Here is a 22,728-nt window from a genome sequence, read left to right as displayed (position 1 = left end):
TTTATTATTACTTAATTACTTATTTCAGAATCTCAGCCCTACCTGTCCGCCTATATCAAGCCCGCCTATATTTATTTTAGGCGAAACCCCTTTAGTTTCAATAACAGGAAAATCATAAGATACATAAACACCTAAAGTTACGCTGTGAAAAGGCATAAAATCCAAGCTTACTTTAATATATGGTATATATAAATTATAAAATATCTCCTGAAATTTTTTTAGACTATATTTTTCCGATGTTTCTCCGCCGTTTTTTTCTTTAGTATGTATGGTTCCTCCAAGAGGGAATTTAACTCCCGTTCCGACTCCTATAGACATAAATAATATATCTATTTTAGGCATTATTCCTATAGATAAACTATCAAAAGTAATATTGCCTTTAATTAAATCGGCTTTGTAAGCGAATACATCTCTTTGATATCCTAAATCTAAAGATATTCCTAAGGATAAAACGCTGAGATCAAAATAATAATTAGGCTTTAAATAAACTCCGAATTCAAACCCTATGTCAGATTTGATTGTTTTGCTTTGTTTTCCATCTTCAAAATAAAACCCTATGCCTGCACCCAAAGGTACATTCAAATCAACTCCGAATCCGTTTTTAGCCATAAGATTTGTACTTACAGATGTTATGAGCAATACAGAAATCAATATAATTTTTTTCATAAAACCACCTCATTATTTAATTTTCGCATTATATTATATAAATATTTTTTTATTTTTTCAAGTATTGACTAATGGATTAATTAAAAATATTGAATAATCCTAAAGCGCTTACATTATCTGAGGAGTCTTCTGTAATTTTATTCATTTTATTTAAAGCCTCCTCAGTATTTGAAGAGTTCATTATATCTTTGATTGCAGATTCTAAGCTTCCGTATTTTTCATATAAAAGCTCAGCCATAGAATTTGAGGCTATAAAATAATTGTAATTGGCATTTCTCCTTGCTCCTTCAATTGTGATATAATGCCCTCCTCCTGCACATGCTAAGTTTTCCAAAGCATTTCCTGCTGTATGATCTCTGCTTATCTGAATAATTCTGTTTTTATTAACTGCAAAAACTTTGCTGTCTCCTGCATTAAATACAAAGACTCCTGTAAAATTATGATATAAAACGCCTGCAATAGAAGCTCCAGCCACCTTTTTTTCTTTATCATCTTCAGAATCTCTTGCTGCTGTAACTTCGAGTTTTATAAAGTTATGCATTATCCAATTTAATACTTCCTGCTCTCCCACAAGTTCAAGCAGATCTAAAAAATTTTCATTATAAATATCTGCGGCTAATTTTGAAGCAAAAGTATTTCCTAATCCGTCCGCTATAAGCGAAACAGCAGATCCTTCCATATTGTTTATAAAATGAGAATAATTATTTTGTTCATTAATTAAGAGAGGATTTCCCGATATATATTGTCCGTTAAATAGAATTGTATCCGTATTTACTTTTTTATGCGTACCTTTTTTTGTAAAAGCAAAAATATTCATATTTTCTAACCTTGTAAATTAATATTTATAAATAATAAAGTATTATGGAATTTTAGCAAGTATAATTTAAAAATATTATTAAATATTTATATAATTTCAAATATCTGTTTTTTTATTTTATTTAAATATTAAAGTTTATAAAAAATGAATATATTAATTGAAATAAAAACTGCATTATGTTATTATGCAACTTAATTTTTTTATAAGTTACGGAGGATTTAATTAAAATGAAAGTGGCAAAATTCGGAGGTTCTTCTGTTGCAAATGCAAGCCAGATAAAAAAGGTGGCAGATATTATTTTATCAGATAATGACAGAAGAATAATTGTTGTATCTGCGCCAGGCAAAAGACTTAAAGAAGACACTAAAGTAACGGATTTGCTTATCACTCTTGCCGAAACAATTATTTCAGGAAAAGACGGTAAATTAGAATTAAAAATTATTATAGAAAGATTTAAAAATATTATAGATGATCTTTCTCTCTCTTATGAACTTTTGGAAGAGCTGCAAAACGATATATTAAAAAGAATAGCCGAAGATAAATCTGTTTCCACAAAATTTATAGACGGAGTTAAAGCATTGGGAGAAGATTTAAGTGCAAAAGTAATAGCCGCATATTTTAATTCCATAGGAATAAAAGCAAAATATATAAGTCCTAAAGATGCGGGACTTTTACTTTCTGAGGAATTCGGAAATGCCGCCGTACTTGAAAAATCTTATGATAATTTAGCTAAATTAAAAAATGAGGATTCTATAATAGTATTTCCGGGGTTTTTCGGATATACTGAGAAAGGAGATGTTGTAACTTTTCCGAGAGGCGGAAGCGATATTACAGGCGCTATTTTAGCAAAAGCCGTGAATGCGGAAGTTTATGAAAACTTTACAGATGTTGACGGCGTATTTGCAGCCGCTCCGAATATAGTGGATAATCCTAAACTTATAGACGAGTTTACATACAGAGAAATGAGAGAATTAAGCTACGGAGGATTTAATGTTCTTCATGCAGAAGCGCTTCAGCCTGTTTATGAAGCCAATATTCCCGTACATATACTTAACACAAATAATCCTTCTGCAAAAGGTACTAGAATTGTTGCAGGCAGAAATAAAAGCATTAATCCCATTGTGGGAGTATCCGGAGAATATGATTTTTCATGTCTTTATGTAAGTAAATATTTAATGAACAGAGAGGTAGGATTCGGAAGAAAATTGTTGGCTATAATAGAAGATGAGGATATACCTTATCAGCATGCACCTTCTGGAATAGATAATATATCCGTAATAGTAAGAAAATCTGCAATTACCAAAGAGAAAGAAAAGCGTATATATGAGAGGGTGCGCAATGAACTTAATGTTGATAATATATATTTTGAACATGGACTTGCTTTAATTATGCTGGTGGGTGAGGGAATGCAGCAATGTGTGGGAGTGTCTGCAAAAGCTATGCATGCTATGGAGAAATACAATATTAATATTGAAATGCTCAATCAGGGAATAAGCGAGGTAAGTATTATGATAGGAGTTAAAGACAATGATCTGCATAGAGCGATAAAAAGCATATACAAATCTTTTTTTGAAGAATAGCAGCTGCAATTAAAAAACTGATAATTCAAATATAAAAAAGGCTGATAAATAATTTTTAATTTATCAGCCCGTATGCATGTAAAAAATCTTATTATATTTTATTTTTTGATTTGGTTTTTTCTTTTTTATTGTATTTATTAATCTTATTGAGCTTAAATACAAAATCAAATACTTCTTCAACATCTTTTACAGGGTGAAAAGTAAGCCCCTTTTTAACATTTTCTGGTATCTCTTCTAAATCTCTGATATTTTCATAAGGTATTATAATATGCTTAATAAATCCAAGCCTTTTTGCTGCTATAGTTTTTTCTTTTAATCCTCCTATAGGCAAAACTCTTCCGTTAAGAGAAAGCTCGCCTGTCATAGCGGTATCATTTCTTATAGGCTTATTTAAAGCCAGAGAAAGCAAAGCTGTTGCCATAGTTATGCCCGCAGAAGGTCCGTCTTTAGGAGTGGCTCCTTCTGGAATATGTAAATGAATTACGGCATTATTGAAATAATCTTTTTCAGCCCCGTAATTATTTGCAGTGCTTTTTACATAACTATAAGCTATATGCACGCTTTCAGTCATTACATCTCCAAGCTGACCTGTTACCTCTATATTTCCTGAATCTTTTTTTTCATATACTTTTATTGATTCTATTGTAAGAGTTGCTCCTCCCATAGAAGTCCAAGCCAATCCTATAGAATTGCCGGGTTTTAAGTTTTTTTCTGTAAAGTCTTCTGTAAATATAGGTTTTTTCAAATACTTTTCCAGATTTTTTTCATCTATAACTATTTTATAAGTTTTTTTATCATTCTCCACAATATCAGCTGCAATTTTTCGGCATATTCTTTCAATTTTTCTTTCAAAATTACGGACTCCCGCCTCTCTGGCATATCCGTCCGCTATAGATGTTATAGCCTTATTTGTAAAGCTTATATTTTTTATATCAAGACCATGCGCTTTTATTTGTCTTGGTATAATATATTTAGAAGCTATTTTTAATTTCTCTTCCATAATATAGCCTGATAATCTTATTATTTCCATTCTATCAAGCAAAGGTCTTGGTATAGTATCAAGAGTATTTGCAGTGGTTATAAAAAGCACATTAGATAAATCGAAAGGCAAATCCAAATAATGATCTCTGAAAGAAGAGTTCTGCTCAGGATCCAAAACTTCAAGCAAAGCGCTGGAAGGATCTCCTTGAAAACTAGATCCTAATTTATCTATTTCATCAAGCATAAGCACAGGATTTTTTACCTTTACTATCTTCAATGCCTCTATAATTTTACCGGGCATAGCTCCTATATATGTTCTTCTATGACCTTTTATTTCAGCTTCATCTCTCATGCCTCCTAAAGAAAATCTGAAGAAAGGTCTGTCCAGAGCTTCGGCAATACTTCTGCCTATAGAAGTTTTTCCAACCCCCGGAGGTCCTACAAAACATAGTATAGAAGATTTTTTGTTCGGATTTAATTTTCTCACGGCTAAAAATTCATATATTCTCTCTTTTATATCTTCAAGTCCGTAATGATCTCTGTCTAATATTTTCCTGCTTTTTAGTATATCTTCTCTTTCCTTATTTTCTTTATTCCAAGGCAAAGCAAATAATGTATCCAAATAATTTTTTGAAACAGTATATTCGGGAGAATGAGTATCTGATGCTGAAATCTTTTCTATTTCCTTCTCCATTCTTTCTTTAACTTCTTCTGAAACATTCAATTCTTCAAGTATTTTATTATATTTTTCTATATCTCTCTGCTTAGGATCCGAATCATATCCCAGCTCTTTTTTTATTTCTTTCAGCTGCTCTTTTAAAAAATATTCTCTTTGCTGCTTCTGAACTTTTGCATTAATACTTCCCTGTATCTTTTGCTGTATCTCCGATATTTCCCTTTCTTTTTGAAGAAGCAAATGAACCTTTTCCAATCTCTCTCTTATATCAAAAGTTTCAAGTATTTCCTGCTGGCTTGATCTTTCCATGTTAAGCATAGATGTTACAAAATCCGCCAATTTTCCAGGATCATCAACATTAACCATAGTAAGGCGCATCTCTTCAGTAAAAAGAGGATTATTTTTGCTTATGGATTTCACCTCTGAAAGCAATGCTCTTGTATAGGCTTTGATTTCTTTAGCCTCTTTCTCATTATGAAAAGGATTTATATCGGGTATATAAAGAGGTTCTGCCCTTATTACAGGATCCGTTGTTGTAAATTTTATGATTTTATATCTTCGTATGGAGTTTATAAGAAGATTGAGTCCTCCGTCAGGTAAATTTAACTTTTTAAATACTTTAACTGCCACTCCCACTTTATAAATCTCATCAACAGAGGGAGGATTTTTATCGGAAGGCGTATCCGAAATATATAAATTAAGACCTAAAAAACCGTCATTTTCCGCTATAGCCTTATTAACAGATTCGGCATGATATGCGGGTATTGGAAACGGGGCATAAAGACCGGGAAATAAAGGCTTTCCCATTACAGGTATAATTATTAATCTTGACGGTAATTTATCTTCCACTATACTGACCGTATTATCATTTTTTTTATTATCGGTATATTTATTTAATTTATCTTCTTTCTCTGAGTTTTTTTCCATTTAAATACTCCAAATATATGAATTTAAATATTGTATAAAAAATACATTTATAAGTCAATATTAATAATATCATGCAAAAAGAATGCCAAATAATATACGGAATATAAAAATATTAAAAAGGCTCTCTGTATTTTTACAGAAAAACTAAATAAAAATATAAAAAAATTAAATTAAATAAAAAGATTATGTTTTATAAAAATACACTTAAAAATAATATTCTGTATTTAATTTATACATAAAATTATAGAATAAAAATTATACATCTATAAATAAAACTGAATTGTTTTTATAATAGCTGTTTTTTACCGCTATGCAATACTTTTCTATTCGGCTGTTATGCATATTTATGTAATCTGTATTTTATTATATAAGAAGCATATTATTAATTTCTGCATATTAATAAAAAATTTCTTTTTTTAGCTTCATTTTCAATTATGCTGCCGAGTTCATCAGCATTAATATTTTCTATTATTATATTATGATTGCAGTATTTAAGAAATATATTTATTAAATCTAATCTGTTTTTTATATTCGGTAAATCGTATTTTTTACTTATTTCTTTAATCTTAAATATAAAATCTGTAGATGATATATTTTTATCTTTAATTGATATATTTTCTAAGTCTCTGTAATTATAATCGGCTATATATAAAGTATTAAGTATATTATTATTTATCAGTATCTTTAAAATATTTTCTAATACGGCAATAAAAACATCTATTTTCCTGCTGAAAAAAGCTTTAGCTGAAAAACTTTTTTTATTGTATGTGAAAATAATATTTATAATATTATACGCCTCAAAATCTGAACTGATATAAATTTCATTAAAAGAATTTGATTTTAAATAAAGTCTGTTTATGCTTATAAATTTATTTTCTGCAAATATTTTATCTGTTATATTTTTTTTATTATTTTCTATAATATCATTTGCAAACTCTATGCATTCTAATATTGCATCATTATTTATAATTTCGCTGTATCTGGAATGTTCTATTATGCCGCTTACAATTTTGCTTAATGATAAAAGCTCATAATCATTTATTCTGTAGAACTCAAAGAAACGGCAGTTTATTATATACCAGACCAAATTAATTAAATATATATCATTATTTGAAAATACCGAGACAGGACGGATATTTATATCTTTTTGCCTGATGCTGTAATTATCTATCTTAAGATTTTCTGCGCAAATACTAATACTCATAATTATATTTTTAAATCTTATAAAACTTTAAGGATTATTTAATTATTATATAATGCTTTAATCATCAAATAAAGGCTTTTGAATAATTTTAATATTTCTATTTTCTTTATCAGCTTCTGCAAAATATGCATGAACAAAAGGAACTGAAACTATATTATTATCTTTTAATTTTATTTCAAATACATAGTTGGAAGGCAGATTATATACATTAACTATTTTACCGTATAAATTATTATCGCTGTCAATAACTTCATAACCTATTAATTCAGCCTCATAAAAAGTATCATTATCAAGCAAGGGAAGATATGAAGAGTTTACAAACATATCAAACCCTATTAGTTTTTGGGCTTCTTCTATATTATCAATATTTTTCAATCGGAAGACAAAAGCCTTATTTTTTTTCTTCACATTTTCAATAGTAAATGTTTTATTATTAATGATGACAGGAGTATTTTTATTTAAAATAGGAAGAGAGGCAAAATAACTTCTATCATAAAAAGCTGTTTCAACCTCTCCCTTCAAACCATGTATACCCGTGATTTTGCCGTAAAAAATAATCAATTGTCAATAATCTCTAGCATCACGCGTTTACCGCTTTTCATGGAAGCTGCAAAAAGAATAGTACGCAGTGCATGGGCAATGCGTCCTCTTTTACCTATAATTTTACCTATGTCGCTTTGGTTCACTTTCAATTCCAAAATAGTACTTTTTTCGCCCTCAATAACTTTCACACTAACACCTTCAGGTTCATCTACTAACTTTTTAGCCAAATACTCAATAAGCTCTTTTTCTTCCGTCATAGCACACTCCTTTATATATTATAAAAGTAAATCAAGCTTCGCTTTTCTCCTCAGCAGATTCAGTCTTAGCTTGTTTACGATGTTTGCGTCTTTTTTCAGGATTCTTCAATGCTCTTTTCTTTTTGCGTTCAAGAGGAACACCTTTATCTTTTTCCATTAAACCTTCTTTTATAAGAATACTTTTAACCGCATAAGTAGGCTGCGCTCCGTTAGAAAGCCATTTTTTTAACCCCTCCACATCTAGTTTATATAAGACATCTTTAGCTTTAGGGTTAAACCAGCCCAACTCTTCAATAAAACGGCCGTCGCGCGGAAAACGGGAATCTGCAGCCACAATACGATAATGAGGCTCATGTTTGCGGCCTATACGCTTTAATCTTAATTTTACCACCTTTCTTTTCCTCCAAGTTTATTACATTAATTTGTTTAAATCATCTATAGACATACCCATACCCTCTAGGGACTTTGCGAGCTTATCCATCTTCTTAGTACTGCCCATCATGTTTTTCATTATAGCAAACTGCTTTATAAGCTGATTTACATCATAAACACTTTGACCGCTTCCTTTAGATATTCTCATTTTTCTGGAATTATTTAAAGGAAATAGGGCTAATCTTTCTTTTTTAGTCATTGATTGTATAATAGCTTTATATTTTTTAAATTTTTCTTCCTCACGGCTTAAAAGTTCGCTGTCAATATCAGCCATTCCAGGTATCATAGAAGTCATTTTTGTAATGCCTCCCATTTTAGAGGTGGCTTCTATCTGCTTTAGAAAATCGTTATAATCAAAATTATTTTCTATAACTTTCTGAAGCATTTCTTGAGCTTCTTTTTCGCTTATAGCAGCCCTTGCTTTTTCTACAAGCTTAACAATATCGCCCATACCCAATATCTGACCTGCTACTCTTTTAGCATCAAAAACATCTATATCATTTAAATGCTCTCCGACTCCTACAAATCTAACTGGAGAACCTGTTGCATATTTAAGAGATAAAGCTGCTCCTCCTCTCACTCCCGAGTCAAATTTAGTAAGAATAACACCATTTATGCCTATATTGCTTTGAAAGCTTTTTGCCACATCGTATACGCTTTGACCTGCCGTAGAATCAACAACCAATATTTTTTCAGTTACATTTGCCGAGTTTACAACGCGCCTTAATTCAAGCATCATATCTTCGTCTATTTCCAAACGCCCTGCAGTATCAACAAGTATCATATTATACTGCTCTTTTTTTGCTATGGAAAGCGCTTTTTTAAGTATTTTATATGCTTTTTTCTCTTTTGTATCTATATGATATGGAACGCCTGCTTCTTTAGCTAAAACTGCAAGCTGCTCCATAGCCGCAGGTCTGTGAACATCAAGTCCCACAAGCATAACACGTCTTTTATCTTTATAGTATTTAGCTAATTTAGCCGAAGTAGTGGTTTTACCCGAACCCTGCAGACCGAAAAGCAAAGTAATTGTTGTTTTTTCAATAGGCTCTAATTTTAAACCGCTTTCTCCTTCGCCTATCATATTTACTAAAGTGTCATGGACATCGGCAACAAATTGATTGGCAGGCTCAACTCCTTCCAGCTTTTCTTTGCCCAAAGCTTTGCCTTTAGCCTCTTCTAAGAATTTATCTGCAGCTTCTAAAGATACATCGGCTGAAAGAAGAGCTTCTTTAATAGTTAATAAACTGTCAGTGATATCTTTATCTGTTAATACCTTTTTGCCATGTATTTTAGAGAATACATTAGATATAGACTTAGTTAAATTACCAAACACTGAAATAACCTTAAATATATATTAATTCCAATTGATATTATACATAATATGTTTAAAAAGTCAATGTTTATAAATAATATAGTTTTATATTTTAACTTTAAAATATAAATTTTTAAAAATATAAGATTTGTTTTTTTTTAATTAAAGAATATGATAATAATATAATCTGTTTTACAGAATACGGCATCAAATATTAAATTTTCGACTGAATTGTTAAAACATACAAAAGTTGTAAAATATTATTGCAATAATTATAAAATAGTTATAATGTTTTTTAATTAAGCATTTAAATTTTTCAGTTTTAAAATCTAATAAGGACTTAAAGAGATATGCAGGAAAAAATTAATGAATTAAGAAAAAGAAAAGATAAAATAGAAGAGGCAGGCGGAAAAGATAAAATAGAAGAGCGTCATAAAAAAGGCAGACTAACAGCCAGAGAAAGAATTCTGCATCTTTTAGATGAAGATACCTTCTTAGAGATTGATGCATTTATAGAACATAGATGCAGCGATTTCGGAATGGAAAAAAATAAAATAGCGGGAGAAGGTGTAGTTACAGGATACGGTAAAATTAACGGAAGACAAGTATGCGTATATGCACAGGATTTTACCGTTATAGGGGGATCATTAGGACAAATGCATGCCGCTAAAATATGCAAGGTTCAGGATATGGCTATAAAATTAGGCTGTCCATGCATAGGCATTAATGATTCAGGCGGAGCCAGAATACAGGAAGGTATTGATTCATTAAGAGGATACGGAGATATTTTTTACAGAAATGTTCAGGCTTCAGGCGTAATACCGCAGATATGTGTTATAATGGGACCTTGCGCAGGCGGAGCCGTATATTCCCCCGCTTTGATGGATTTTATATTTATGACGGATAAAGGATCGAATATGTTTATAACAGGTCCTCAGGTAGTAAAAGCCGTAACAGGAGAACAGGTTTCGGCAGAGGATCTTGGAGGCGCTTTTGTTCACAGCAAAACTTCTGGTGTTGCCTCTCTTATGTTTCCAGATGAAATATCAACTTTAGAAGGCGTAAAAAAACTTCTTTCATATATACCTCAGAATAATTTGGAAGATGCTCCTTTAGAAAATACTGGCGACGATCCTAACAAATCTGATGAAGAATTATCCTATATACTTCCGGACAGTCCGAACAAGCCTTATAATATTAAAGAAATTATAAAAAGAATAGCCGATAACGGAGATTTTTTTGAACTTCAGCCTTTATTTGCGCAGAATATAGTTATATGCTTTGCGCATCTTGACGGAAAATCGGTCGGCATAATAGCAAATCAGCCTAATTCTATGGCTGGCGTACTTGATATTAATGCGGCGGATAAAGCAGCGCGTTTTATAAGATTCTGCGACAGCTTTAATATTCCTCTTATAACATTGGTTGATACAGCAGGATATCTTCCCGGCGTGGATCAGGAGCATAACGGCGTTATCAGGCATGGTGCAAAGCTTTTGTATGCTTATTCGGAAGCCACAGTTCCGAAGATTACGCTTATTATAAGAAAATCTTACGGAGGAGCTTATATAGCTATGTGTTCTAAGCATTTAGGCGCCGATATGGTTTATGCATGGCCTTCTGCCGAAATTGCAGTTATGGGACCTGACGGAGCCGCTAATATTATATTTAAAAAAGAAATAGATAAAGCGGAAGATCCTAAAAAAGCAAGAGCTGAAAAAATTGAAGAATATAAGAAAGAGTTTGCCAATCCTTACAGAGCCGCTGTAAGAGGTTATGTTGATGATGTAATAGAGCCTGAATATACCAGAAGCTATCTTATAAACGCTTTGCATATTTTAGCGGGAAAGAGAGAGACAAGACTTCCTAGAAAGCATGGAAATATACCTTTATAATTAATTAAACTTAATAATTATTTTAAGGAGTGATTAAATGGAACATAATCTTGCTATTACAATATTCGGCATAATTTCTGTTTTGATAGCCGCTTTAGTTTTTTATATATTGTCTTTAATTTTGGGTATAATATTCAAAAGCAGAAATATAAAAAAAGAAGAGGAAATTATCAAAGTTGTTGAGGAGAGTAAAACTAAAGATGCAGATTTACTTGATGATACGGAACTTGCCGCCGTTATAACCGCTTCAATATCGGCTTATAGAGGCATGACTAATAATAAATTTATAATTAAATCTATTAAAGAAGCTGAAACTCCTATATGGGCAATGGCTGAGAGAGTAAATAATATCAGATATGGTAATTAAAAATTGAAAGCGCCCGATATTTGATATGAATAGCGGGTTTTATTCATATGTAATAAAATAAATATTTTGGAGAAAATATAATTATGACTAAACAATATAAAATCACCGTTAATGGAAAAACTTATGATGTATCAGTAGAGGAAATAAAACAAGAAAAAGCAAATATATCTGCTCCTGTTATTCAGACAGTGCAGACTTCTTTGCCATCTCCTAAACTTGAAGAAAAACCTGCTGCGGTATCTATGCCTATAGATGAGAATGCCGTATCATTAAAAGCTCCTATGCCCGGCACTATAGTATCTTTCAGTGTGGCTGTAGGCGATAAAGTGCAGGAAGGTCAGGTTTTGGTTATACTGGAGGCTATGAAAATGGAAAATGAAATTATAGCTCCTGCTTCAGGAGAGGTAAAAAGTATATATGTAGAAAAAGGTTCGTCTGTGGTTGAGGGTCAGATTATACTGCAGATTAAGTAATATTTAAGGGGTAGATATGAATAATGCTTTAGGTTTGGATTTTAACAATTTGCTTAGAGGTTTTTATCCGCCGACTATTGCACAAATTATAATGATGCTTTTAGGGGCATATCTTATATATATGTCAATATATTATAAAAGAAAACCTCTGCTTCTTCTTCCTATGGGTGTTGCAATACTTGCCTCAAATATGCCTCTTCCGAAAATGACTGAAGATGTTGTAAACGGATTTTTAGGCTTGCTTCACCGCGGTGCTGACAGCGGAGTTTATCCTGTTCTGGTATTTTTTGCAGTAGGTACTATGATAGATTTAGGACTTGTGCTTGCCGATCCTAAAAATTTTTTTATAGGCGCTAGTTCTCAAATAGGCATATTTATAGTATTTTATATTATGACTGCTTTGAATATATCAGAAGGTTTATCCGCAGCTTCGGCTATTATAGGAGCGGCGGACGGCTCTTTATCTATGTATACTGCCTCGCTTATTACGGAGCCTAAATATTTTGCGGCTATTGTTATGTCAACATATATGTATATGGAATTTCTTCCCGTACTGCAGTCAGGGCTTACAAAAATTTTAACCACATCAAAAGAAAGAAAAATTCCTATGAATTATTTAAGACAGGTTTCAAGAGGAGAAAAAATTATATTTGCGGTTATAGCTATGGGGCTTTGCGGAATATTTCTTGCAAACTCTTTTCCTCTTATAGCGGCTCTTTTATTCGGAAGTATTCTGAGAGAATCGGATATTATTAAAAACTTCTCTATTAGTCTTCAAAAATCTTTAACTGGAATACTTACTATGCTTATAGGAATAGCCGTTGGTTCTTCAGCCGCAGCAGAGTATTTTATAACATCGGATACTGTTATAATATTCGCATTTGGTATAATTTCATTAGTATTCAGCACCGCTATAGGAATAATAATAGCAAAAGTTATAAATATATTATCAGGCGGCAAGGTTAATCCTATAATAGGCTCGGCTGGACTGAGTGCTTTTCCTATACCTGCTTGGGGAGCGCATGTTTACGGACAGGAAAACAGCTCTTCAAACTGTCTGCTTCTTCATGCTATGGCGGTTAATATTTCAGGTATTATATCAGGGGCCCTTGTTATGGGCATACTTCTTACATTTTTTCATTAAAAATAAAATTAATATTAATTACCCTATTTATAATATAAATAGGGTTTTTTATTTGTTGTCAAAATATTATCATATTTTATTTTATAAGTATACTGTCGAAAATTATATAATTAATATATAATATAATATATGGGAAGAATATGGTAAAAAGATTAACATTAAAAAACGGAATAAGAGCCGTACTTGAAAAAATGAATATTCTAGACACTGTTTCTGTAGGATTTATATTTTTAACAGGAAGCGCAAATGAAAGCAAAGAAGAAAACGGATACACTCATTTTATAGAGCATATGCTTTTTAAAGGCACGGAGAATATTAATTCTAAAGATATTATAAGAAGAATTGAAGGAGTGGGCGGAATATTTAATGCTTTTACTTCAAGGCATTTAACTTCTTTCTATATAAATATCATATCAAAGTATTTTGATAGAGCAATAGATACTTTAGAAAATATTATGCTTAATTCTGCATTTAAAGAAGATGATATAAAAAAAGAAAAAAAAGTCATAATTGAAGAATTAAAAATGTCTAATGATACTCCTGAAGAAATATCTGCAAATCAGTTTTTTAAAGAAGCATATAAAGGCACTTCTATGAGTTTTCCTATAGGCGGAAGCATAAGCAACATAAAGAAAATAAACAGAGATAAAGTATATTCATATTTTAAAGAACATTTTAATTCTAATAATTTAATTATATCTATAGCAGGAAATTTTGATATTGATTATGCAGTAAAAAGAATAGAAAAAATAAAATTAGAAAAAAATAAAAAAACAGTAAATGAAAAACTTCCTTTTTACTATAGAACTATAACTAAAGAAAAAGGAGAGCTCAATCAGGTATATTTTTCTCTTATAACGCCTTCATACAGCGTGTTAGAAAATAGAAAAAGATATGCTATCAATATAGTTAATGATATATTCGGCGGAAGTTCATATTCAAGACTATTTCAATCTATAAGAGAAAATAAGGGACTTTGCTATAATATATACAGCTGTAATTCAAGCTTTATTAACGGAGGTACTTTTGAAATACATGGATCCACTAGTTTAGACAGATATAAAGAGACAATAGAAAGCATATATTATGAAATAGAAAACCTTATAAATGAAAGGATATCGGAAGAGGAGCTCGAAGAGACTAAAGAAAGTTATAAAGGATCTATGGCTTTCAGCAAATTTAATGCAGAGTTTTTAATGAATAAGAATGCAAGAAATGAATTATATTTATCTAAATATATTTCATTCAAAGAGCTTTATAATATTATAGATAAAATAGATTTGAAATTGATTAATGAAGTTATAGAAGAAAAATTATTAAATAAAAAATTCTTCTTAACCTCCGTAGGAACTAAGGGCACCAAAGATATAAGCAATAATTTAAGCAGGAGTTTAAGCCTTAATTAATTTATTTATTGATTATATAAAAAACATATTATATTTTTTAACTATCATTTTAAATTTCTATATAAAAAATTCCGTATTACATTATTAAAAAATTAATATGCCTCATCAGAATTTAAATATTATAATAAAGAGATATCAAAATTATTATTAAAATTTAGACATTTATACTTGACAAAAAAAACTTATGTATTATTATAGCTTTAAAATTATGAATTACGGAGTAAATTAATGATGGAAGAATTAGAATCTATCTATTTATTAGACGAACTAAATATATTTAACGGTTATTTTGCAAAACTTGATGATGATTTTGATGACGATGATTTTGATGATGACGACGATGACTTTGATGATGATTTTGATGATGACGACGATGACTTTGATGACGATTTCGATGACGACGACGATGACTTTGATGACGATTTTGACGATGATTTCGATGATGATGACGACTTTGACGATGATTTTGATGATGACGACGACTTTGACGATGATTTTGATGACGACGACGACGATGACTTTGATGATGATTTTGACGATGATTTCGATGATGATGACGACTTTGACGATGATTTTGATGAATAATTAATTTTTCTATATATTAAAGCAATACTATATAAATGTATTGCTTTATTTCAGCAAGGTATATTAATGTCAGAAAAAAAAATTAAAAAATTTAATAATAAAGAAAACAATAAAAAATTTTATTCTAATAATAAAAAAAATAAAAACAATTTTTATAATAATAGGAAGAAATACAATAATAATCAGTATAAATATCAGGAAAAAAGCATAGAAGAATACGAAAAGATTTATTTAAAAAAGCGTATGAAAGAAGATATTGAAAGGCAATTATGTCCTATATGCAATGAGCCTATATATATAATAGAAGAAGCTATAAGACATAATTCAACAGGAGAACTTGCGCATTTTGAATGTATATTAAACGAAATTAAAAATAATAATATTTCCGATATGGAAGAAGAGGATAAAATAGTTTATCTCGGATCTGGTACTTTCGGTATTATACAGGAAAGACAGAATGGAAAAAACAATAGATTTTTTGTAAGAAAAAGAATTAATTATGAAAATAAAAAAGTAAAAAGAATAGAAGATGATACTGATCCTGAAGAGGAGGATTTATTTAATGTATGATATGCCTCTCGGGTTTTCTTCTGCGGCAATAAAGTCAGGTCTTAAAAATAACGATTATGATTTGGCTATAATTAAAAGCGATCCTCCAAGCGTCGTTTCGGCAGTTTATACAAAAAATAATTTTCAGGCAGCTCCTATTATATTTTCTAAAAAAAACGATAAAAATAATATAGAACTTCTGATAGTAAACAGCAAAATAGCAAACTCCCTCACAGGTAAAAAAGGATATGATGATGCGGAGGATATAGCAAAATATGCAGGAGATATTTTTAATATAAAAAAAGATAATATATTAATGGCTTCTACTGGGATTATGGGAGTAAGATTGGATACAAAAAAGATTAAAAAAGCAATATCTGTATCTTATAAATATTTTAATAATAGTTTTGATAATGTTGCAAAAGCCATTCAAACCAGAGATAAATTTGATAAAATATATACTGCAAAATTGGATATATCAGGGAAAACCGCTAATTTTTATGCCGTTGCTAAAGGAAGCTCTGTAATTCACCCAAATATGGCTACAGTTCTTCTTTTTATATTTACCGATATTAATATAGAAAAAGAAACCTTAAATAAGGCATTTAAAGAATCTATAGATAAAACTTTAAATAGAATATCCATAGACGGAGAAACTTCAACTAATGATACGGCTCTTATAATGGCAAACGGAGCTTTAGGAAATAAAATCATAACTGAAAAAAATAAAAAAATATTCAAGCTTTTAAAAAATAAATTAGATGAAATATGCGCATGTCTTTCAAAGATGATAATACTAGACGGCGAAGGTATAACAAAAACTATAATAGTGTCGGTAAAAAGGGCAAAAACACAAAATGATGCTTTTTATACGGCGCAGAAAATAGCTAATTCAAATTTAGTAAAAATATTATTTCTTTCTAAAAACCCTAATTTTGAAAAGATTTTATCCGTTTTAGGAAATCTGAATATTAATATAAATAATATTTCATTATATGTTAATGATATAGAAATATATAAAAACGGAGAAATTAATAAAAATGAAAAATCTATTTCAAAACTCAGAGAAGATATTAATAATGAAAGAAAAGAAAATTATATCACTGTAGATTTAGGATATAATACAAAATATGAAGATTATTATTACTTCACAGATTTAACTCAGGAATATATATCGGTGCACTCTTCATATAATATTTGATTAATAAAATTATTTTTGTTTTTTATAATGAATAAATTATCTGCTATTTTTATTTCGTTTTGTTATAAATATAAAATCATCAATAACTTTTTTAGGATCTCTCCTTATAAATTTTTTACATCTTTCATCATAAAAATTTGAATCGTCTAACATACATATAATACCAAATAATGAAGAAATAGGTTCCGTATTTATTTCTTCCAATGGTTTATTGTTCATTTCAGGTTAAAATTGTTGAAATAAATAAATGTCCTAATTCATGGGCTAAACAATCTCTTATTTGAATCTCATTAAGGTTTTTGGGGTAGCAAATTGTGTAAAAAATATCTTCATAATATAATCCTACACCAATATTTAAATTTTTATCCGTATATGGATCATATAATATACAAAATAAATCGTTACCTGTTTCCTTTCTTAATTAGATTTTCTAATACTCTTACATAATGTGCCAGATAGTTTTCTTTTATTACAACTCTAATAATGTCTGTGTAAATAACATTTTTCTACATATTCATCATTTATATGTAATTCTTTTGCAATATACTTTTTTAAATCATTATTTATAATAAAGTCATTCATTATTATTTTTTATTAACCCCGCTTTTTTATATAAATTATATATTCTCCACTTATCTATAATAAAAACATCTAGTATATTATTTTACAGAATTGGAAATATCCCCAGATGAAAAAACTTTAGGATTATACATAGCTTCTTCAAGATATTTAATTTTTTCTTCATACGAATTTATATTATAATTAGAAAAAACTTTTTCTACCTGCGTTTTTTCTTTAGTTCCTATAATTACATCTTTATCACTCATATAAAATATAAGAATTTATAAAATGATATATGTTGCTTTTTTCAAAAAATTATTTACATCTTATTTAAAGGAGAACTGCAATAGTTTGAAAATATACTCCTTTTTACAGAAACTGTCAGAAGATATAAACTGAAAAATGCCGATTGACTTTTAATTAAAAATAATTTAGAATATATAAAATTAATTAAGGGGATATAGCTCAGTTTGGGAGAGCATCACAATGGCATTGTGAGGGTCGTGGGTTCGAGCCCCATTATCTCCAATTTTCTGTTTATAATATTATTATATTGAAATCTTCTGTTTTCTTGTATTACTCTTCCTATGGCATTCATAATAATTTCAGTTATTAATGAATATATCTGAAATCAGTATTAAGACGCTATAAAAATACTTTTAATATTATGCTTCTCCAAAAATAGCTTTAATTATACTGTTATTTTCTTTATACTCTTCTTCTGTAATATCATCAATGCCGAAAAATATTAAGCTGGATAAAGCATCAGGAAAATCTGAATATTTAAATATATCGCCTTTGGCATTGTATGAAGAAATAGAATCGTCGAAATTAAGCAGCTGACGGATTGCTATATAACCCCTTCCTTTATTTGTTTTAAGCCATTTATCTGTGTCTGAATCTTCGGGGATTTTCTGCCAGCTTTTCGGGAAATAAACTTTATCATATATAATATAGCTTGCATTTATTATACGCTCAATTTTGTTTTTATGAACATAAAAAGGATTTACTTCAAAATGTTTTTCTAATCTTTTCACTAATTCTTTTTGAGCAAAATTACTTTCGCATAATACCTTTTTTATTTTTCTGCTTATAAGAAAATTTATTATGCTTTCATCAGTAGTTGAGTTGATGTCGTTTCGCATAAGTCCCGAATCTATCAAATAAATATCTTCTCCTATCTGAGTATATATTATTGCCGAAGTAAAACAGCTGTATTCACCGAATGCAGGATCAACTACAGCTTTATGTTCGAATGAATTTATTTTATATATATTTTCATTTGAACTGTCATCATAGAACTTTAATTTTGAATATATAAATAACTTGCCCTGTTTGTTTTTTATTTTTCCAAGCCAAATATGCTCATACATTTTAGGCATAAGCTTTAAAGTTGAAAGTCTTGATTTATTTAATATATCGCTGAAATAATAATTTCCGTCATAATTAATAAAAGTTATAAGTATTGTGCTGTCTTCATATTCTTTATAATAATATTTTTTATTATTTTTGTCGGTATAGAGCTTATTTTTTAAATTAAATTTATTAACAGTTTTATAAATAAAGTCTGTTTCATATCTCGGATTAAATGCTATCCAAATTTCGCTTTTATCCGCTCTTATTGAAGGCTCTAATATTTCATAGCTGTTTTGAGTAAGATTTTCTGCTTCCTCTATAAAGCATATCTGAATATTATAAATTGATTTAATCTCCTTAACCGAGCATTCTCTTATACCTAAAAATATAAACCTGCAGTTTGTTATTTTATTAATAATCTCATTTCTTTTTACTATAAAAAAGTTCTGTAAATTAAGCTCTTTTATAATGCTTATAATAAGAGGATAAGTTGAGTATGATATGGATTTCTGAATCTCTCTTGAACATAATATTACTCCGTTAATTTTAAAACTTTTAGCTGTAAGTATTCTTGCTATGCTTTCGCTTTTTCCTCCTCCTCTGCCTCCGTAAGCTATTTTTAAACGCTTTTCCGTATCAGCCCATTTTTCAAAAGGCTTTAATATATTGAAATTTATATTCATAAATATTTCCTATAATTAATTTAATTAAAAAAACGTATCGGTTAATTAAATTCAAAAATTATAAGGTATTATAAAAATCATAGAAATACTTTAGATGATATAACAATAATTTAATTAGTTTTCCAAATAGGCATTAAAAAATCTGTATAATCCCTGAGAATCGTATTCCACGCATTTTAATTTAGGAGATGTCAGTAATGCTTCAGAATAATAATATATTGGTATAACGGCATTATCATTCATAAAAATATCCTCAGCCAAATGAAGCGCATTCATTCTTATTTCATTATTTTTATTTGATGAAGCTTTATCTATGCATTCGTCAAATGCATTGTTTGAATAAGAACCGTAATTGTTCGGAGCATCGCTTTTAAATATGTTTAAAAAGTTGATAGGATCATTATAATCTGCATACCATAAATAAACAGCCAAATCAAAATCTTTATTATACATGTTCTGAAGATAAGAAGCCCATTCATGCTTTATTATTCTTACATCAATATTGAGCATTTCTTTAAACATGTTCTGCACAGCGTCCGCTATATTTATATCAAACTCTCTTGCAGCTATAAGCAAATCAAGTACGGGAAAATTTTTTCCGTTTTCATATCCCGCTTCCGCTAATAATTTTCTAGCCTCTTCAATATTTTTATTATAATCGCTGATATTTATACTATCGCCGCCGTTCTCTCTGAAATCCCCCGACACATCATTAATGCCGAAAGGAACTAAACTTCCTGCAGGACGCTCTTGGCATTTTGTTATAGATTTTACTATATAATCTCTGTCAACAGCTAAGGACAATGCACGCCTTATTCTGTTGTCTTTAAGTTCTTCTTTATTATTTAAATTAAATCTGTAGTAGTACGATGCTGCAACAGGCACAATATGAACTATGCCTTTTTTCTTTAGGCTTTCAATATTATTTCTCGGAAAAGGCTTTGCAAAATGAATGGATCCTTCAAGAATGCCTGCAAGCGAAGTATTAGGCTCTTCCATCAAAAGAAAAGTTAATTTATCAGGCTTTATATTTTTATTATCCCAGTAATTGGTATTTCTTTCTAATATTATGCTTTTATCAAAGTTTCTTTCAGTCATTTTAAAAGCTCCGTTTCCGATATATGTTTCGCTCTTTAATGTCCAATCATCGCCGTATTTATTTATTATATCTTTGCGTACAGGATAAAAAGGAGGATATGCTGCAAGCTCTAAAAAGTATGCTGTCGGACTGTTTAACTGCACTTCAAAAGTATAATTGTCTAATGCCTTAATACCGAGCTCCTCTATAGGTTTTTTTCCTTCTATAACTTCTTTTGCATTCTTTATCACTTCAAAGTAATAGCTGTATTTATTTGCGGTTTTAGGGTCAACGGCTCTTCTCCAAGTATAAACAAAATCTTCAGCCGTAACATTTTTCAAATCGCTCCATTTTGCATTTGTTCTCAGATAAAAAGTATATATGTCTCCTTCTTCGTTAATATCCCAGCTTTCAGCAGCGGCTCCTATTATTTTATTGTTTTTATCTTTTTTTGTAAGTCCTTCAAAGGCATGAAGAATATATATCATTGTAAGATTATCAGTATTTAAAGTAGGGTCTATAGTTAAAGGCTCTGGAGCTGTATTAATTATTATATTATTATTTATTTCTTTTTTTGAACATGAAAAAATTGATATTATTATAAAAATTAAGAATAATTTCTTAGGCATAGTTTTTCCTTTTTTAAATATTTATTTAGAATTAAGACTGTAATATTATATTTTTATGAAAGAATATCGTTTATTGATGAAGCGCATAAATCTACGGCTTTATCTATTTCCTCTTCATTAATTATCAAAGGAGGATTAAAATAAATAACATTTCCTAAAGGTCTTAATAATAATCCTCTTTTAAGTGCATTCTTATATATTTGATATCCCATTCTAAGTTTTGAATCAAATCCTTCCTTTGTATTTTTATCAATTACTAATTCTATTGCATTTATAAGTCCTATATTTCTAATCTCCCCTGTATTTTTATGATTAAGTAATTTTTCTTTTAACTTATCATTTAGATATTCTGCTCTTGCTTTCGCTTTATTTATAATATCATCTTCTCTTAAAATTTTCTGAACTGCTATAGCAGCACAGCAGCCCAAAGGATTCCCGCTGTAGGTATGGCTATGCATAAAAGCCTTAGCCTCGTTATAGTCGCCGTAAAAGGCATTATATATTTTATCCGTTGTTATAGTTATAGACATAGGCATGTATCCTCCTGTAAGTCCCTTTGAAACGCACATTATATCGGGGCTTATACCTGCATGATCGCATGCAAACATTTTGCCTGTACGCCCGAAGTTTACTGCTATTTCATCGGCTATAAATAAAACATTATGATTGTCACACATATCTCTTAATTTTTTTAAATAAAGCGGAGGATATATTTTCATACCTGCTGAAGCCTGCAGTAAAGGCTCGGCTATTACTGCACATGTCTCTTCTCCATACTTTTCAAATTTTTTCTCGGCATCTGAAAAGCATTCGCATCTGCAATTTTCTCTGTTTTGATTGTATCGGCATCTGTAGCAGTCTGGAGCTTCTATATGTATAGTTTCCATAAGCATAGGCTTATATATTTTAGCGTATAAATCCAAGCTTCCTACCGATAATGCCCCTATAGTTTCCCCATGATATCCTCCTGTAAGACACATAAACTTTTTCTTTTTAGTATTTCCTATCTGATGCTGATATTGAAAAGCCATCTTTAATGCAGCTTCTACAGATGATGAGCCATTATCCGAAAAATTAAATTTTGTTAATCCTTTAGGAAGTATTTTTATAAGTTCTTCGCATAATTCTATGGCTCCTTCATGCGAGAAGTTTGCAAATATTACATGCTCAAGTTTATCAAGCTGTTTTTTTATATAAGCATTTATTTTTTCATTGCAGTGACCAAGCAGATTGCACCACCAAGAACTTATAATATCCATATATTCTTTTCCGTTTTTATCATAAAGATATATTCCTTTTCCTCTTTCTATTATTATAGGAGGAAACTCTTCATAATCTTTCATCTGAGAACATGGATGCCAAATATATTTTAAATCTTTTTGCTCTAATGTCATAACTTAGCC

The 22,728-nt window shown here is 29.8% G+C and carries 21 protein-coding genes, 1 tRNA gene and 1 pseudogene; 10 read left to right on the top strand and 13 right to left on the bottom strand.

Features of this window, described 5'->3' with window-relative positions; genetic code table 11:
* Positions 1-24 precede the first annotated feature (24 nt).
* Positions 25-666 carry a hypothetical protein gene (locus QZ306_RS08845; protein WP_295163204.1) on the bottom strand — a complete coding sequence of 214 codons (642 nt, stop codon included), beginning with the start codon at positions 664-666 and terminating at the stop codon, positions 25-27.
* A gap of 76 nt (positions 667-742) precedes the next feature.
* The gene (locus QZ306_RS08840; protein WP_295163201.1) at positions 743-1,483 is read right to left on the bottom strand and encodes a serine/threonine protein phosphatase; all 741 of its coding nucleotides are present in this window, start codon (positions 1,481-1,483) and stop codon (positions 743-745) included.
* Positions 1,484-1,710: 227 nt separating this feature from the next.
* Here QZ306_RS08840 and QZ306_RS08835 point away from each other — a divergent pair, with 227 nt between their 5' ends.
* Complete coding sequence (locus QZ306_RS08835) at positions 1,711-3,063, top strand: aspartate kinase (protein WP_295163198.1); 1,353 nt, start codon at positions 1,711-1,713, stop codon at positions 3,061-3,063.
* A 91-nt stretch (positions 3,064-3,154) separates the two neighbouring features.
* Here the strand turns inward: QZ306_RS08835 and lon are convergent, their stop codons facing one another.
* The 6 genes and pseudogenes from lon to QZ306_RS08805 all read right to left on the bottom strand — a co-directional run bounded on the left by lon (position 3,155) and on the right by QZ306_RS08805 (position 9,419).
* On the bottom strand, positions 3,155-5,647 hold the full coding sequence (gene lon / locus QZ306_RS08830) for an endopeptidase La (RefSeq protein ID WP_295163196.1): 2,493 nt from the start codon (positions 5,645-5,647) through the stop codon (positions 3,155-3,157).
* 382 nt (positions 5,648-6,029) lie between these two features.
* Positions 6,030-6,851, bottom strand: a complete 822-nt coding sequence (locus tag QZ306_RS08825) for a hypothetical protein (protein WP_295163194.1) — start codon at positions 6,849-6,851, stop codon at positions 6,030-6,032.
* 57 nt (positions 6,852-6,908) lie between these two features.
* Positions 6,909-7,412 (bottom strand): ribosome maturation factor RimM, encoded by a 504-nt coding sequence (gene rimM, locus QZ306_RS08820; protein ID WP_295163192.1) that lies wholly within the window; start codon positions 7,410-7,412, stop codon positions 6,909-6,911.
* A complete protein-coding gene (locus QZ306_RS08815) occupies positions 7,409-7,651 on the bottom strand; it encodes a KH domain-containing protein (protein WP_008726607.1) in 243 nt (80 codons plus the stop codon). The genes rimM and QZ306_RS08815 overlap by 4 nt, the downstream gene beginning before the upstream one ends.
* A gap of 154 nt (positions 7,652-7,805) precedes the next feature.
* Positions 7,806-8,042: pseudogene (gene rpsP, locus QZ306_RS08810) on the bottom strand (30S ribosomal protein S16); the annotation flags it as partial.
* 21 nt (positions 8,043-8,063) lie between these two features.
* Positions 8,064-9,419: a signal recognition particle receptor subunit alpha gene (locus QZ306_RS08805; RefSeq protein ID WP_295163184.1), complete on the bottom strand. Its 1,356-nt coding sequence runs from the start codon at positions 9,417-9,419 to the stop codon at positions 8,064-8,066.
* Positions 9,420-9,748: 329 nt separating this feature from the next.
* Here QZ306_RS08805 and QZ306_RS08800 point away from each other — a divergent pair, with 329 nt between their 5' ends.
* From QZ306_RS08800 to argJ, 8 genes are all read left to right on the top strand, one after another.
* On the top strand, positions 9,749-11,293 hold the full coding sequence (locus QZ306_RS08800) for a carboxyl transferase domain-containing protein (RefSeq protein WP_295163182.1): 1,545 nt from the start codon (positions 9,749-9,751) through the stop codon (positions 11,291-11,293).
* A 37-nt stretch (positions 11,294-11,330) separates the two neighbouring features.
* The gene (locus QZ306_RS08795) at positions 11,331-11,660 is read left to right on the top strand and encodes an OadG family protein (RefSeq protein ID WP_295163180.1); all 330 of its coding nucleotides are present in this window, start codon (positions 11,331-11,333) and stop codon (positions 11,658-11,660) included.
* An 83-nt stretch (positions 11,661-11,743) separates the two neighbouring features.
* Positions 11,744-12,133, top strand: coding sequence for a biotin/lipoyl-containing protein (locus tag QZ306_RS08790; RefSeq protein WP_295163178.1), 390 nt, complete (start codon positions 11,744-11,746; stop codon positions 12,131-12,133).
* A gap of 16 nt (positions 12,134-12,149) precedes the next feature.
* Positions 12,150-13,277: a sodium ion-translocating decarboxylase subunit beta gene (locus QZ306_RS08785; protein ID WP_295163176.1), complete on the top strand. Its 1,128-nt coding sequence runs from the start codon at positions 12,150-12,152 to the stop codon at positions 13,275-13,277.
* A gap of 140 nt (positions 13,278-13,417) precedes the next feature.
* On the top strand, positions 13,418-14,683 hold the full coding sequence (locus QZ306_RS08780) for a pitrilysin family protein (RefSeq protein ID WP_295163174.1): 1,266 nt from the start codon (positions 13,418-13,420) through the stop codon (positions 14,681-14,683).
* Between the two features lie 231 nt (positions 14,684-14,914).
* A complete protein-coding gene (locus QZ306_RS08775) occupies positions 14,915-15,268 on the top strand; it encodes a DNA primase (protein WP_363322632.1) in 354 nt (117 codons plus the stop codon).
* Positions 15,269-15,334: 66 nt separating this feature from the next.
* Positions 15,335-15,838: a hypothetical protein gene (locus QZ306_RS08770; protein WP_295163171.1), complete on the top strand. Its 504-nt coding sequence runs from the start codon at positions 15,335-15,337 to the stop codon at positions 15,836-15,838.
* On the top strand, positions 15,831-17,018 hold the full coding sequence (argJ, locus tag QZ306_RS08765) for a bifunctional ornithine acetyltransferase/N-acetylglutamate synthase (RefSeq protein WP_295163169.1): 1,188 nt from the start codon (positions 15,831-15,833) through the stop codon (positions 17,016-17,018). The genes QZ306_RS08770 and argJ overlap by 8 nt, the downstream gene beginning before the upstream one ends.
* Positions 17,019-17,054: 36 nt before the next feature.
* Here argJ and QZ306_RS08760 read toward each other — a convergent pair whose 3' ends face one another.
* Positions 17,055-17,237: a hypothetical protein gene (locus QZ306_RS08760; protein ID WP_295163167.1), complete on the bottom strand. Its 183-nt coding sequence runs from the start codon at positions 17,235-17,237 to the stop codon at positions 17,055-17,057.
* A 440-nt stretch (positions 17,238-17,677) separates the two neighbouring features.
* Positions 17,678-17,845, bottom strand: a complete 168-nt coding sequence (locus tag QZ306_RS08755) for a hypothetical protein (protein WP_295163165.1) — start codon at positions 17,843-17,845, stop codon at positions 17,678-17,680.
* 188 nt (positions 17,846-18,033) lie between these two features.
* Here QZ306_RS08755 and QZ306_RS08750 point away from each other — a divergent pair.
* Positions 18,034-18,107: transfer RNA gene (locus QZ306_RS08750), tRNA-Ala, on the top strand.
* Positions 18,108-18,244: 137 nt separating this feature from the next.
* On the opposite strand, the gene QZ306_RS08745 is transcribed toward QZ306_RS08750, so the two are convergent.
* From QZ306_RS08745 to bioA, 3 genes are all read right to left on the bottom strand, one after another.
* The gene (locus QZ306_RS08745) at positions 18,245-19,618 is read right to left on the bottom strand and encodes a phage terminase large subunit (RefSeq protein ID WP_295163163.1); all 1,374 of its coding nucleotides are present in this window, start codon (positions 19,616-19,618) and stop codon (positions 18,245-18,247) included.
* A 114-nt stretch (positions 19,619-19,732) separates the two neighbouring features.
* Positions 19,733-21,325, bottom strand: coding sequence for a peptide ABC transporter substrate-binding protein (locus QZ306_RS08740; protein ID WP_295163160.1), 1,593 nt, complete (start codon positions 21,323-21,325; stop codon positions 19,733-19,735).
* A gap of 53 nt (positions 21,326-21,378) precedes the next feature.
* Positions 21,379-22,719: an adenosylmethionine--8-amino-7-oxononanoate transaminase gene (bioA, locus tag QZ306_RS08735; protein WP_295163157.1), complete on the bottom strand. Its 1,341-nt coding sequence runs from the start codon at positions 22,717-22,719 to the stop codon at positions 21,379-21,381.
* Positions 22,720-22,728 lie beyond the last annotated feature (9 nt).

Source organism: uncultured Brachyspira sp. (assembly GCF_910588665.1).
In the GTDB taxonomy this organism is placed as follows: Bacteria; Spirochaetota; Brachyspiria; order Brachyspirales; family Brachyspiraceae; genus Brachyspira.
The sequence above is the reverse complement of the archived record's forward strand: the minus strand, read 5'-3'. Positions and strand labels throughout refer to the sequence as shown.